This window comes from Paenibacillus sp. FA6 (genome assembly GCF_051550225.1).
In the GTDB taxonomy this organism is placed as follows: Bacteria; Bacillota; Bacilli; order Paenibacillales; family Paenibacillaceae; genus Paenibacillus_AQ.
Genome location: NZ_CP188820.1, coordinates 3,494,358 through 3,508,637, shown reverse-complemented (window position 1 = coordinate 3,508,637; position 14,280 = coordinate 3,494,358). Strand labels below are relative to the sequence as shown.

Genomic DNA, 14,280 nt, shown 5'->3' with positions numbered 1-14,280 from the left:
AGGAGTAAACGTGATGATCTTGAATGAAGAGCGTGCAGAGAAACATAATAAGTCAATGGATAGCTATTTAGCACCGCTCGTCAGGGATATCGCTCCTTCGGGCATACGGAAATTTTTCGATCTAGTATCTGGTAACAAGGATATTATTACGCTGGGTGTCGGGGAGCCTGATTTTGTTACACCATGGCATGTACGTGAAGCTTGCATGTACTCTTTAGAACGTGGGCGTACAGGATATACCTCTAATGCGGGAACACCTGAACTTCGTGAGGCAATTGGCCAATACTTGCATGAGAATTTCCAAGTGGCATATGAACCCTCGAACCAGATTCTAGTAACTGTAGGCGGAAGTGAAGCAATAGATCTAGCATTGCGAGCACTAATTGTCCCAGGTGACGAAATACTGATTCCAGAACCATGTTATGTATCCTATTCGCCAATTACAACCATTGGTGGAGGTATTCCTATTGGTATTGAGACTACGTCTGAGAACGGATTCAAGCTAACTGCTGAAGCACTGGAAGCGAAGATTACACCTAAATCGAAGGTATTGATGTTGTGTTATCCAAGCAATCCGACAGGCGCGATTATGACCTATGAGGATTGGCTTCCCATCGCTAAAGTGATTGAAAAGCATGATCTCATCGTTATTTCTGATGAAATTTATGCAGAGCTTACTTATAGTGATGATAAGCATGTTAGCTTTGCAGCGATCCCTGGGATGAAAGAGCGAACGTTACTAGTGAGTGGGTTCTCTAAAGCATTTGCTATGACAGGTTGGCGGATGGGCTATGTATGCGCGCATGAGGACTTCATTGCAGCGATGCTAAAGATTCATCAGTATACGGTAATGTGTGCCCCAGTGATGGGTCAAGTAGCAGCTCTAGAGGCATTAACCAATGGCTTAGAGGAGAAAGATCGTATGGTGGAGTCTTACAACCAACGTAGACGTCTAATCGTTCAGGGCTTCCGTGATATTGGCCTGACTTGTCATGAACCACAGGGAGCTTTCTATGCATTTCCAAGCATCCAAGATACAGGGCTATCATCCGATGATTTTGCACAAAGATTACTAGTAGAGGCTAAGGTAGCAGCTGTTCCGGGTAATGTTTTTGGACTCGGAGGCGAAGGTTTCCTTCGTTGTTCATACGCAACATCAGTAGCTCAATTGACCGAGGCTCTCGAAAGAATAGGTCGGTTTGTAGAGCAATTGAAAAAGGGTTAAGTTATTAAATGCAATAAACTATGAATAATTTCAGGGTTATTAAAATTAAAATATGTTATAATCTGCCTCTAGGAGCAGAATAAACTGTCTAAGGAGGGAATTGAATTGTTTTGTGCTAATTATGACATGCCCACATATCGGGGAAGTTATATCGCCGAAAAGAACCGTGGTAAATGGTCAAGCCAAACGATTGACTCTTCAGAAAGAGAGTTTACGTTAGAGGATGAGATCTGTTTGCTCCGTAATCAGATGGAACAGATGTTTGTTCAAGAGCAGTCTTTTACTTCTGATATTGTAATCGAAATTAGTAGTTTGCTAGACTTAAAGATTAATGAATATATGAGGGCGACTTCATCCAATAAATAAAGTGATCAGATCCTGAAAGGCTCGTCATAATGAGAGCCTTTTTTGAGCTGATCTCTAGATATGGTATATTGATCTTACTTATGAATAGGAGGAATTCTAATGAAAGTATATACTCGAACAGGTGATACAGGAGAGACCTCTGTTATTGGAGGGCGCGTGACCAAGGATGATAACCAAGTAGAGGCTTATGGAACGATTGATGAACTGAATTGTTTTGTAGGACAAGCTATCAGTCTGATGGGGGAAGATCAGCTATTCGTCGATCTGAAGGAACAACTACTAGAAATCCAACATGAGTTATTTGATTGTGGTTCGGATTTAGCCTTCGTGAAGCTCAGCGAGAGTAAATATAAAGTGAGAGGCGAATTGGTAGATCGTTTGGAGCTTTGGCTGGATACTTGTGAGAAGGAGAATCCAACTTTAGAGCGTTTTATTCTACCGGGTGGAGATATCTTATCGTCCACTCTCCATGTTTGTCGTACAGTGTGCCGTAGGGCAGAACGCAGAACAGTTACATTAGGCAAGGAGAAGGATATCAATCCGCATGTACGTAAATATTTAAACCGCTTATCCGATTATTTCTTCGTGATTGCAAGAACGGTAAATGCACGCAAAGAAGTAGCAGACATCGAATATGTGCGTAGCCAAAAGGTATTCAAATCGGAACAATGAGTCAATATTATAACCCCATTACACATGTGGTGTCCCCTGAAGAAGACGGCTGGATATTGAAAAAGATTTTGCAGAAAAAGCTGAACGTTTCCCGTAAACTATTATCACGTTTGAAATATACCGAGCAAGGGATTATGTTGAATGGTGAAAGAGTATATATTAGCGTACCTGTAAGGATTGGAGATGTGGTTGAAATTAGAATGGAGCAGGAGACTTCGGAAGATATTTTGCCGCAGCCCATTCCTTTCGACATTTTATTTGAGGATGATCACTTGTTAGTTGTGAATAAAGAAGCAGGTAGGATTGTCCACCCGACGCACGGTCATTACACGGATACGCTAGCGAACGGAGTCGTTCATTATTGGCTTGAACAAGGGAAAAGTTATCGTTTTCGACCTGTTCATAGATTAGATCGAGAAACGACTGGTGTCTTAGTTATTGCGAAGAATCCCTATGTGCATCAACATATCTCTGAGCAGATGATCGCTGGCGAAGTGGATAAGAAATACGTTGCAATAGTTCATGGTGTGCCTAGTTCACCTGAAGGCATGATAGACGGTCCGATTGATAGAGATCCGGAGGATCCTCATCGCAGAATAGTTACACCAACAGGTTATAGTTCATTGACACGTTATTGGGTGACTGAGCAATTTAATGATGCTAGCATGGTGAATTTGAAGTTGGAAAGTGGCCGAACTCATCAGATTCGTGTTCATATGACATCTATCGGCTGTCCATTGATTGGAGACTCATTATACCGGCATTCAATTTATCGTGAGTTAGATGTTGACCAGGTGGATAACCGTATAGGAAACGGAACTGCTGACAGTTGCAGTGAGACGAATCATGTCATAAATCTTGATCTGAGTATAGGGCGTCAAGCTTTGCATGCATATGAGTTATCATTTATTCATCCGATTCTACATGAGTTGATGACGTTCAATGCACCTATGCCATTAGATATGGCAACACTTCGACATCAATTACTTGATCGTTCGACCTAGGAGGAATAATAGACATGAGTAAACTATTGATATATCTATATCCCAAATGTAGCACATGTAGGAATGCAGTGAAATGGCTAAGAGCTAACAATCATGAACCTGAGATCAGAGATATCTTTGTGGAACCCCCGACCGTCTCTGAGTTAACTGAATTAGTGGAGAATAGTGGGCTTGATCTTAAGAGATTCTTCAATGTAAGCGGGGATGTATATAGAGAAATGGGACTTAAGGACAAGCTTAGTGAGATGAGCCGTGAGGAACAAATCGAACTACTCTCGTCAAATGGCAGGTTAATTAAACGACCTATTGTAACGAACGGAGAGAGTGTGACTTTAGGGTTCAAGGAAGATCAATATGCCAATGTTTGGAGCGGTTGATGAGACCACAAGGTTATTCAAAGTTATGCTATACTATACTATTCGAATCACCGCCATCAGAGCGGAAGTAGAGCTATATAAGGAGCGGTAAAAGAGTGACAAGCAATAAACAACAATCTATCATGCTAGTTGATGGAATGGCTCTATTATTTAGAGCGTATTTCGCTTCAGCTTCCAGCGGTTATATTCGTCGAACGAAATCGGGCGTACCTACGAATGCTATTTATGGGTTCGTACGTTATTTCTGGGATGCAGTACAGACCTTTGATCCTTCCCACGTTATTTGTTGCTGGGATCTGGGAGGCCCTACCTTTCGTGCGCAGGAATATACAGCATATAAAGGGAATCGTTCAGAGGCACCAGATGATCTAGTTCCTCAGTTTGCGTTGATTAAGGATGTCGTCGAGAGTTTCGGAATTCCTAATATTAGTTATCAAGGATATGAGGCGGACGATTGTATTGGAACTTTAGCAACTCAAATTAGTCAAGAAATGAATGTCACGATATTGACTGGGGATCATGACTTACTCCAACTCGTGAATCCGACTACAAGCGTTATTATTATGAAAAAGGGACAGGGCAATTATAAAGTATATACGCCAGAATCCTTATACGAGGAAAAAGAGCTTCACCCTCGTCAAATCATTGATATGAAGGGTCTTATGGGAGACGCTAGTGATAACTATCCCGGTGTTCGTGGTATAGGGGAGAAGACAGCGACAAAGCTTATTCAGGAATATGGCTCTATCGAGGGGATTCTTGAGAACTTAGATCAACTTTCCTCGAGCGTACGTTCTAAGATAGAGAATGATCTTGAGATGCTTCATTTATCACGAAGACTCGCAGAGATTCATTGCACTGTGCCCATCGCGTGTTCAATAGAGGGTTCGCTACTTGAATTGGATCATGATCTAGTCTCTTCCAAATTTGAAGAACTAGAAATGAAAAGCCTCTGTCAATTGATGGGATTTGAGGTGTCCTAAGTGAGAAATCTAGGATTCCAGCTAAAGAGAAGACGTATAGTGATTCCAATGCTAGTGATCGTAATGATATTATCCTTTCTACTTTCAGAGAATATGAATACTTCATATGCAACATCGAAGGCTACGATTAAAAATGGCGTGAAGAAGGTAACGGTTAGTGGGAAAAGCTTTACTGTACAGACGGTTGCTATTCCGAAGGGAACACCAGTGAGCATTGGACTTGCTAAGGGCAATGTTGGAGTGACTGAGAACTTTAACTCGATCGTGAAAGCGTATCGGGCAGAAGCTGCGATCAACGGTGCATTCTTTGAAGCTTACAGTGGTCCACCAGATCCTTACGGTAACCTCATTGTGGATGGGAAGGTTGCTAATATAGGGAACACCGGGACGACAATCGGTTTCAAATCTGATGGAACCGTACTAATGGATAGTCTTAGAATGAGCCTTACAGGTACAGTGAGCAGGGCAAAGGGTAGTCCCATCGGATGGTACGCCACGTTCATTAACCGTACTCCAGCGCCCAATGCGAATATTAGCATCCTATACACAGAAGATCGTGGCAGTCATGTGGGATTTAAGGGTGGCATTGCCGTGGTGATGGAGAATGGAGTAGTGACGAAAAAAGTAGTAAATGATAATGTCCCTATTCCGAAGAATGGCTATGTTCTTATATGTACTGGAACAATGAAGTCGATGTCAGATCGCTTCGAGGTTGGAGCCGAAGTTGGGATAAACCTCACTTATCAAGATGACAAAGGACAAGCGCTTCCTTGGGAAGATGTTATTACAGCAGTAGGAGCAGGACCAAGGCTTGTGAAAGATGGGAAGGTAGCATTATCACCTGCTAACGAAGGCTTCAAGGATCCGAAGATTCTAACTAGTGCCGCTGCACGCAGTGGGATTGCTATTATGCCAGATGGCTCTGTCATCATTGCCACAGTCTCTGGAGCAACCATGAAACAATGGGCCGAAGTGATACAGAAGCTAGGTGCCAAACAGGCTATGAATTTGGATGGTGGTGCTTCCTCGGCGCTTTATGGTGGCGGGAAAGTAATGACCCCAGCTGGACGATTACTAAGCAATACGTTAGTATTTGGTAATAATCTGAATAGGTAACTCTTATTAGAAGGGGATGTTATATGATGGGTTTGTTAGGAGCGATTGAAGCAGGTGGCACTAAATTCGTCTGTGGAATAGGTACGAAGGATGGACAAATAGAAGAAAGAATCAGTTTTCCGACAACGACGCCAGATGAAACGATGGCTCAAGTGGAATCTTTTTTCGCAGGTAAAGAAGTAGAGGCCATTGGAGTGGGTTCTTTCGGACCGATTGATCCTATTAAGGGGAGCCCTACTTATGGTTATATCACGACTACGCCTAAACCGCATTGGAGTCAGTACAATATTGTTGGACATATGAAATCAAAGTTTAATGTACCTATTGGATTTGATACGGATGTGAACGGAGCAGCACTAGGTGAACATTTATGGGGTGCTGGACAAGGCTTGAATAGCTGTATGTATATTACTGTTGGGACAGGTATCGGGGCTGGTGCTGTCGTTAATGGGCAAATGCTACATGGACTATCACATCCTGAGATGGGACATATCATCGTTCGCCGTCATCCTGAAGATTCCTATGAGGGTACATGTCCTTATCACGCTGATTGCTTAGAGGGCTTGGCAGCAGGACCTGCCATCAGTCGCCGTTGGGGGTCACAAGGTGTTGAATTGGGTACTGATCATCCAGCGTGGGAGATGCAAGCCTATTATTTAGCACAAGCATTGATGAATTATATATTGATATTATCTCCGCAAAAGATCATTATGGGCGGTGGAGTTATGAAGCAACAACAGCTCTATCCACTTATTCATCGTGAGCTTCGTAGTCTGTTGAATGGTTATGTCCAGCATTCAGCCATCTATAATGACATAGAGCAATATATCGTCACTCCTCAATTAGGTGACAATGCCGGACTAAGTGGTGCATTAGCACTTGCAAGGCTAGCGATCGAGGAAGCTTGATCAAAAGATGACTTTTTGAACAACCTCTATAATATGATTGACGTAATGGTAGCATATGGTATTATAGTAACAACAGGATAACATGATTCGACTGAGGAAGCACCTCTCTTACTTTATTGTAAGAGGGGTGCTTTTTTATGTTTCTGTGTGTTGTGCTGAAATGATGGGAGGAATGTTAAAGATGCAGATTGTATTTATGAATCGTTTGATAAAGGCTTCTGGAAGTGATGATGAGTTTGCTGCACAAGTATGGATTGGCGAAGAGGAAGGGATCTGGCATCTCGGATGGAGGGACTTCTTGATAGACGGGGAGTTCAATGATGTTTCATGGTATGAAGGTGTTTCATGGAATGAGCTACTCTGTATTTATCGTCATGATCTTGCAATTAAGCTAGGTGAGGGGTATCGCCCCATTATAGAGGGTGTATTTCATGAAGACGAGGAGACCCCATTGCGTGGACAGACAGTTCAGAAGCTATATTGCTATAGTGAACTTCATTCAGAGGAGGATGTATATGCTGAATTATGTACATGGAGACGTAGGAGAGCGGCTTCTGAGCATAAGGCCCCCTATTTTATTGCGAGTAATAAGTTACTGCGATTAATCAGTGCTTATATTCCCCAGCATGTGGATGAATTGTTGCAGCTCCCAGGAGTGGGTCAGAACAAAGCAAGTCAGTACGGCGCTGATATTATTGAGATAACGGCTAAAGTAGAACGCAACCATACCTTCCCTTTGAATTGGGTGTATGCTGAATTAAAGGAAGAGGTATACAGGGCTTGGGTATTTAAGCAGAAGGAACAGAAGTACAAACAAGAGCTTAATCAGTTTAGAATGCATAGTGCTCTCATGATAGGTATATCGGAAGGGAAGAACTTAGAGCAGTTAGAACGAGATTGTGAGTCTTCACGCAAAGAAATTGTCGAAGCGTTGGAGGAACTGGAGAAGTTGGGATATGATACGGAGCCATTGCTACAAAGTGAACTCAAAGATATGACCAGTGAAGAGCAGACGACGATTTGGTCAGCATTTGAAGAACTAGGCGATTCCTTGTTGAAACCGATTCTTCAGAGGGTATATGGCGAAGATAAAGATTTAGTTGGCAAAGGAAATATAGACACATTATATGAACATATACGAATGATTCGTATTCAATTTAGACGAAATAAGGTCATGAGACGAAGCGTCAGCTGAACATGTTACACAAAAGGACGAAGAAATCTCTGAATGGAGAGATTCTTTCGTCCTTTTGCGAATGGATTAGATCCAATCCTTTTTGCGGAACATATAGAACATTCCAAAACCCAAAACGACCATAAAACCGAGGACTACATAGTAACCATATTTCAAATCGAGTTCAGGCATATTGACGAAGTTCATACCGAAGATACCAGTAATCAGTGTTAAGGGCATGAAGATGATGGTAATTGCCGTGAGTACTCTCATGATTTCATTCGCGCGATTGTCAATACTGGACTGATATGCTTCACGTAAGTTGCCCATGAGATCGCGATAGGTTTCAAAGGTTTCCGCGATTTTCACTGCATTTTCATGAATGTCGCTAAAATACTTCTGTAACTGATCATCGATCAGTCGAAGGTCCTTCTTATTGAGAATATTAATGACTTCCTTCTGCGGTCCAAGAACTTTCTTCAGCCATAATATTTCACTGCGAAGTCCGATAATCTCAATCAAATGAGATTTCTTAGTGTGCATAAGAATATCTTCTTCTAATTTTTCGATTTTGGCTTCGATTCGGTCACCTACAGTAAAGTAGTTATTGACAACTAAGTCAATGAGTAGATATAAGAATCGGTCTGGTTCGCTAACCTCTTGTTCCCAAAGGATAGGTTTGAGCACGCGGAGTTCATTTATCTTTTGATTCGTAATTGTAATAATATAATTTCTCCCTAAGAACACGCTAAGTCCACGCAGAAATATTTCCTCATCATCGAATCGAATGCTGTTGACTACGATGAAATAGTGGTCTTCATATATTTCGATCTTGGGGCGCTGTTCTTCTTCGCTAAGGCAATCCTCTACAGCTAAGTCATGTAAAGAAAAGAGAGGTTGTAGAATGGGTAGATCTGCTGAATCAGCATCGATCCAGTAGAATCCATCCTTTGGGGGACTAAGCGTTGTTTGAATATCATCAATAGGGGTAAACACCCCTGAATTAACTAACCGAATTTTCATCTAGGTTCACTCCTTCATCCCATGATTTTCCATAGGTAACGTAAATTATACGCAAAGGAAAGAGATCAGCGTTGTCGATGTAGTAGATCTACTGTAAGAGGAGTTAATTATCGAGCATGGAAAGAATGATTAGCTCCCCTTATCAACTGGCTGGTACAAATCCTATGCAATTTCATTTCAAGTCCAATGAGCTTGGGCCTCGGGTCACCGTCCATCTTCCATCTCACCTCTTCTTCATGATTTGGTTATAACACTTGTCTAGTATAACTGCCCGTAAACATCCTTTCAAGAAGAAAAAAAGGAACCAACCTCTTTTATGTATAGCATATGGAAAGGACGTGAAAATGACTCTCATCTTGCGAAAGTAAATAAAACATGTATAATAATGATCATATCCAAAATTTTCAATGATGTACAACGAACTACAATTGAATAACACTAATTAGCAAGCTAACGATGAATAATCTTATCCGTTAAGATTGTTAACCGTTATAAGTGACTAATTAAAGAGTTTTTTCTTATCAAGAGCAGGTGGAGGGACAGGCCCGATGAAACCCGGCAACCGGCGTGAATAACGCACGGTGCTAATTCTTGCAGGAAGATTAGCTGAAGTTCCAAGCCAATCCTTCTTGAGAGATGAGAAGGGCGCATAGATTAACGATGATGACCTTTCTCCTATGGATTTTTTCCTATGGAATAAGGTCATTTTTTTGTTAGCAATAATAGATGAGAGGCTTTTCGCCAAAGGAGTGAAATTAGCATGCCAATTAAGATTCCAGACGCGTTACCAGCAAAAGAAATTCTCACAGGAGAGAACATATTTGTCATGGATGAGAGTCTTGCATACCAGCAAGATATCCGTCCCCTACGTATTGCAATTCTTAACTTGATGCCTACTAAGGAAACGACGGAGACACAGTTGCTCCGTTTGCTTGGGAACTCACCACTTCAAGTGGACATTGTATTGCTACATCCAGACTCTCATGTATCCAAGAACACGTCCGAGGAATATCTAAGAGCATTTTATAAAACGTTTGAAGAAGTGAAGAATAGCCGGTTTGATGGTCTGATTATTACTGGAGCGCCCGTTGAGAAGATGGAATTTGAAGATGTGAACTATTGGGATGAATTGCTGGAGATATTTGAGTGGAGTAAGACCCATGTCACATCAACGCTACACATCTGTTGGGCAGCTCAAGCAGGGCTATACCATCACTTTGGTATTCCGAAATGGGATATGGATGAGAAAATATTTGGTGTATTCCAACACACGATTAATCAGCCGAATGTAAAGTTGCTAAGGGGATTTGATGAAATGTTTCATGCTCCACACTCTCGGCATACGGAAGTTCGACGCAAAGATATAGAGGCTGTTCAGGAACTTGAAATACTGTCCGAATCAGAAGAGGCAGGTATTTATCTCGTTGCGACGAAAGATGGCAAACAGATCTTTGTTTCAGGTCATTCTGAATATGATCCTTTCTCATTGAGATGGGAATACGAAAGAGATATTTCCAAAGGGATGGATATTAAAATTCCAAGCAACTATTATCCAAATGATGATCCCGATCGTATACCCCCTTCGACCTGGCGGTCGCATGCTAATTTACTGTTTGCAAATTGGCTGAATTATTATGTATATCAAGAAACGCCTTATGATATTGGAGAAACAAAGGAAATATGGCCACAAATATAATGGATGAGGAGAAATTGGATATGGAGAAGAAAGGGTTAAGGATCGAGAGTAGGCTAGCACAGATCGGTTCGGTTGAAGAACCAGTCACTGGAGCTGTTAATTTTCCGATCTATCAAGCGACAGCTTTTCGTCATCCCCAATTAGGGAAGAGTACTGGATTTGATTATTCACGTACTAAGAATCCGACACGTAAGGTGCTGGAGGACGCCTCCGCAGAGTTGGAATCAGGTGATGCTGGATTTGCCTGTAGTTCAGGAATGGCAGCATTACAGACGGTTTTTGCTATGTTTGGTCAAGGCGACCATCTCATCGTCTCTTTAGATTTATATGGAGGAACGTACCGGCTATTGGAACGGGTTCTTTCTAAATACGGCGTTAGTGCCTCCTATGTGGATACGAATGATTTGGATGCGTTGGAGAGTCATAGACGCCCGAATACGAAAGCAGTCTTTATTGAAACTCCAACGAATCCACTTATGATGATTACAGATATTCGTGCGGTCTGTTCATGGGCACGTCAGCATCAATTAATCACAGTTGTTGACAATACTTTGATGACGCCGTTATTCCAACGTCCATTGGAATTAGGAGCGGATATCGTTGTTCATAGTGCAACGAAGTATCTAGGCGGGCATAATGATGTATTGGCAGGACTGATTATTACTAAAGGGAAGGAATTATCGGAGGAGATGTTCTTCCTTCATAATTCGATGGGTGCGGTTCTTGGACCCTCAGATTCCTACCAATTAATGCGGGGAATGAAGACGTTAGCACTTCGTATGGAACGTCATGAGAGTAATGCGATTGCCATAGCGGAGTACTTAACTACTCATTCTGCTATAGCAGAAGTATTTCATCCCTATCTGAAGGATCATCCTGGACGAGCTATTCAAGAAGAACAATGTAGTGGGAATACAGGTATCTTCTCCTTTAAAGTAAAGGATGCCCGTTATGTGGAACCGATCCTTAGACATATTAAATTAATTGCTTTTGCGGAAAGTTTAGGTGGTGTTGAGTCACTGATGACTTATCCTGCAGTACAAACACATGCTGACATTCCACTTGAAATTCGCGAAGCTATTGGTGTAGATGATCGTCTACTTCGATTCTCTGTGGGCATAGAACATGTGGAAGATTTGATTGCTGATCTTGGCGGGGCTTTAGAGGCTGCCCGTCAAGAAATTGAAGGGGGAGAATAAGGCATGAGTGATCAACAAGAATCGGGGAAAGAACGTTCGTTGAAGAACTTGAATTTTGCAACTCGATTGCTTCATTTCGGATCTGAAATAGATCGTACGACAGGGGCATCAAGTGTTCCAATCTATCAGGCTTCAACATTTCATCATGAAGATATCTATAATCCGCCGGAGTATGATTATAGTCGCTCAGGCAACCCGACACGGCAAGCTTTAGAAGATTATATCGCTCTATTGGAGGGCGGAGTACGTGGATTTGCTTATGCTTCAGGGATGGCAGCCATTTCAAGTACATTTATGATGCTGTCATCTGGCGATCACATGATTGTTACGGAGGATGTATACGGTGGAACCTATCGTCTCTTAACAAGTATTCTGAATAGACACGGAATTGAGAGTACGTTTGTAGATATGACTGATATCGAGCAGGTGAAGAACGCACTTAAGCCCAATACGAAGGCTGTATATATGGAGACACCGTCTAATCCAACATTGAAGATTACGGATATAGCAGAGGTCACGAACTGGGCGAAAGAGCATGATCTTTTAACAATACTGGATAATACTTTTATGACCCCTTACTATCAACGTCCCATTGAAATGGGAGTTGATATTGTACTCCATAGTGCTACTAAGTTTCTAAGTGGACATAGTGATGTGCTAGCCGGGCTTGCTGTTGCTAGAACGGATGCTATTGGACGTCAGTTGAAACAACTTCAGAATGGTCTCGGTACAGTGCTAGGTCCACAGGATTCGTGGCTTGTTATTCGGGGAATGAAGACGCTAGAAGCACGGATGAAGCAAAGTGAAATCAGCGCAGGTATATTGGCGACTTGGCTAAGTGAAAGAACGGATATTACCAATGTCTTCTATCCGGGATTACCGGGTCATCCGGGTCGTGAAATTCATGAGAAACAGTCCACAGGATATGGAGCATTGGTATCCTTTGATGTTGGTTCAGGGGAACGGGCGAAGAAAGTCCTTAACAAAGTTCAGTTACCGCTAGTTGCAGTAAGCCTTGGTGCTGTTGAAAGTATACTTTCCTATCCAGCAATGATGTCACATGCTGCTATGCCAATCGAAGTTCGCGCTGAACGGGGCATAACGGATGGGCTTCTCCGTTTCTCTGTTGGTCTTGAACATATTGATGATTTGATCGCAGATCTCAATCAAGCACTTCAGGAGAACTAATAAAAACGGCATCGTTTTTGACGATGCTGTTTTTTCATGGTAGTAATATGTTAATATAAAGAAATGTAAAAGTAAGAGAGTGAATGTAACAAGAACTGAAATTAAGGGAGGCTTCCTTTATGAATACGGTGGACCGTATATTAGATAAAGCAGTACGAGGAGAGCGACTAAACCTCGAAGAAGGCGTTAGATTGTTTGAAAGTGATGAGATTGAGAAACTAGGGCATACCGCAGATATTCTCATGAGACGTATACATCCTGAGCCGATCACAACCTTTGTTATAGGGCGCAATATTAACTATACCAACTTTTGCGATACCTATTGTCGGTTCTGTGCGTTCTATAGACCGCCAGGTTCAAGTGAGGGCTATGTGTTGTCAGATGAGACGATATTCCAGAAGATTCAAGAAACTGTGGATGTTCGAGGTACCGAGATTCTGATGCAAGGTGGAACGAACCCAGATCTTCCGTTCAGCTATTATACAGACTTACTTAGAGCGATTAAACAACGTTTCCCTGATATTACAATGCATTCCTTCTCCCCTGCGGAAATTCGCAAAATGCAGGAGGTTTCTGGATTGAGTCTAGAAGAAGTCGTTCGTGAGCTTCATGAAGCTGGTCTTGACTCGTTACCTGGCGGTGGTGCTGAAATTCTTGATGATCGTATTCGTAAGAAGATTAGCCGGCTAAAAGGGACTTGGCGCGATTGGATGGATGTGATGCAGGCTGCGCATAAGCAAGGAATGAATACGAGTGCCACGATGGTTATCGGATTTGGTGAAACGATGGAAGAGAGAGCTCTGCATATGATGCGCATCCGTGATGCACAAGATGAATGTATTCAGAACAAGTATAACTCCAAAGGATTTACGGCATTCATTCCATTTACTTTCCAACCGGATAATACAAATTTCGTGCGTGAACGCGAGACACCTGAGGCTTATCTCAAGACTGTAGCAGTTGGTCGTATTCTACTCGACAATGTACCGAATTTGCAGTCCTCATGGGTGACCATGGGTCCAGAGATAGGTAAATTATCTTTGAGCTACGGATGTAATGATTTCGGTAGTACGATGATGGAAGAGAATGTTGTCTCCTCCGCAGGCGCAGTGTATAAAGTTAATATTGAATCTATTATTGGACTTATTCGCGAGGCAGGTAAAACACCAGCACAACGTAATACGAGATATGATATTTTGAAAGTATATGAAGAAGGTTCTGTCGTCGATCGTGATTTCGTTATGCAAAATTAATAGATGTTAAATACCACCCCATTTTCCAAGTGAAAGTGGGGTTTTCCTGTACTTGAGAAATGTTAGCTTGTTTTCCACTAACCCCTTCCGTATATC

14 protein-coding genes and 1 riboswitch are annotated in these 14,280 nt (G+C 42.1%); of the genes, 13 read left to right on the top strand and 1 reads right to left on the bottom strand.

Going from position 1 to position 14,280, the window contains the following annotated elements; all coding sequences use genetic code 11:
- The first annotated feature begins 13 nt into the window (after window positions 1-13).
- The 9 genes from ACP8HI_RS16415 to ACP8HI_RS16375 all read left to right on the top strand — a co-directional run bounded on the left by ACP8HI_RS16415 (window position 14) and on the right by ACP8HI_RS16375 (window position 7,846).
- Complete coding sequence (locus ACP8HI_RS16415) at window positions 14-1,225, top strand: aminotransferase class I/II-fold pyridoxal phosphate-dependent enzyme (protein WP_438347275.1); 1,212 nt, start codon at window positions 14-16, stop codon at window positions 1,223-1,225.
- A gap of 105 nt (window positions 1,226-1,330) precedes the next feature.
- Window positions 1,331-1,591, top strand: coding sequence for an aspartyl-phosphate phosphatase Spo0E family protein (locus ACP8HI_RS16410; RefSeq protein WP_438347274.1), 261 nt, complete (start codon window positions 1,331-1,333; stop codon window positions 1,589-1,591).
- A 99-nt stretch (window positions 1,592-1,690) separates the two neighbouring features.
- A complete protein-coding gene (locus ACP8HI_RS16405; RefSeq protein WP_438347273.1) occupies window positions 1,691-2,263 on the top strand; it encodes a cob(I)yrinic acid a,c-diamide adenosyltransferase in 573 nt (190 codons plus the stop codon).
- Window positions 2,260-3,267 carry an RluA family pseudouridine synthase gene (locus tag ACP8HI_RS16400; protein ID WP_438347272.1) on the top strand — a complete coding sequence of 336 codons (1,008 nt, stop codon included), beginning with the start codon at window positions 2,260-2,262 and terminating at the stop codon, window positions 3,265-3,267. The genes ACP8HI_RS16405 and ACP8HI_RS16400 overlap by 4 nt, the downstream gene beginning before the upstream one ends.
- Window positions 3,268-3,281: 14 nt before the next feature.
- A complete protein-coding gene (locus ACP8HI_RS16395) occupies window positions 3,282-3,644 on the top strand; it encodes an arsenate reductase family protein (protein WP_438347271.1) in 363 nt (120 codons plus the stop codon).
- 122 nt (window positions 3,645-3,766) lie between these two features.
- Window positions 3,767-4,627, top strand: a complete 861-nt coding sequence (locus tag ACP8HI_RS16390; protein WP_438351866.1) for a 5'-3' exonuclease — start codon at window positions 3,767-3,769, stop codon at window positions 4,625-4,627.
- Window positions 4,628-4,675: 48 nt separating this feature from the next.
- Window positions 4,676-5,743 carry a phosphodiester glycosidase family protein gene (locus ACP8HI_RS16385; RefSeq protein WP_438351865.1) on the top strand — a complete coding sequence of 356 codons (1,068 nt, stop codon included), beginning with the start codon at window positions 4,676-4,678 and terminating at the stop codon, window positions 5,741-5,743.
- 26 nt (window positions 5,744-5,769) lie between these two features.
- Window positions 5,770-6,651: an ROK family protein gene (locus ACP8HI_RS16380; RefSeq protein ID WP_438351864.1), complete on the top strand. Its 882-nt coding sequence runs from the start codon at window positions 5,770-5,772 to the stop codon at window positions 6,649-6,651.
- Between the two features lie 181 nt (window positions 6,652-6,832).
- A complete protein-coding gene (locus tag ACP8HI_RS16375; protein WP_438347270.1) occupies window positions 6,833-7,846 on the top strand; it encodes an HRDC domain-containing protein in 1,014 nt (337 codons plus the stop codon).
- Window positions 7,847-7,912: 66 nt separating this feature from the next.
- Here ACP8HI_RS16375 and corA read toward each other — a convergent pair whose 3' ends face one another.
- Window positions 7,913-8,848, bottom strand: coding sequence for a magnesium/cobalt transporter CorA (gene corA / locus ACP8HI_RS16370; protein WP_438347269.1), 936 nt, complete (start codon window positions 8,846-8,848; stop codon window positions 7,913-7,915).
- A gap of 515 nt (window positions 8,849-9,363) precedes the next feature.
- Window positions 9,364-9,491, top strand: a riboswitch (SAM riboswitch).
- Window positions 9,492-9,608: 117 nt separating this feature from the next.
- On the opposite strand from corA, the gene metA reads away from it, so the two are divergent.
- The 4 genes from metA to mqnC all read left to right on the top strand — a co-directional run bounded on the left by metA (window position 9,609) and on the right by mqnC (window position 14,184).
- Window positions 9,609-10,544: a homoserine O-acetyltransferase MetA gene (gene metA, locus ACP8HI_RS16365; protein WP_438347268.1), complete on the top strand. Its 936-nt coding sequence runs from the start codon at window positions 9,609-9,611 to the stop codon at window positions 10,542-10,544.
- A gap of 20 nt (window positions 10,545-10,564) precedes the next feature.
- On the top strand, window positions 10,565-11,743 hold the full coding sequence (locus ACP8HI_RS16360; protein WP_438351863.1) for a PLP-dependent transferase: 1,179 nt from the start codon (window positions 10,565-10,567) through the stop codon (window positions 11,741-11,743).
- Between the two features lie 3 nt (window positions 11,744-11,746).
- Window positions 11,747-12,931, top strand: a complete 1,185-nt coding sequence (locus ACP8HI_RS16355; protein ID WP_438347267.1) for a trans-sulfuration enzyme family protein — start codon at window positions 11,747-11,749, stop codon at window positions 12,929-12,931.
- A gap of 119 nt (window positions 12,932-13,050) precedes the next feature.
- Window positions 13,051-14,184: a cyclic dehypoxanthinyl futalosine synthase gene (gene mqnC / locus ACP8HI_RS16350; RefSeq protein ID WP_438347266.1), complete on the top strand. Its 1,134-nt coding sequence runs from the start codon at window positions 13,051-13,053 to the stop codon at window positions 14,182-14,184.
- The last annotated feature ends 96 nt before the right edge of the window (window positions 14,185-14,280 follow it).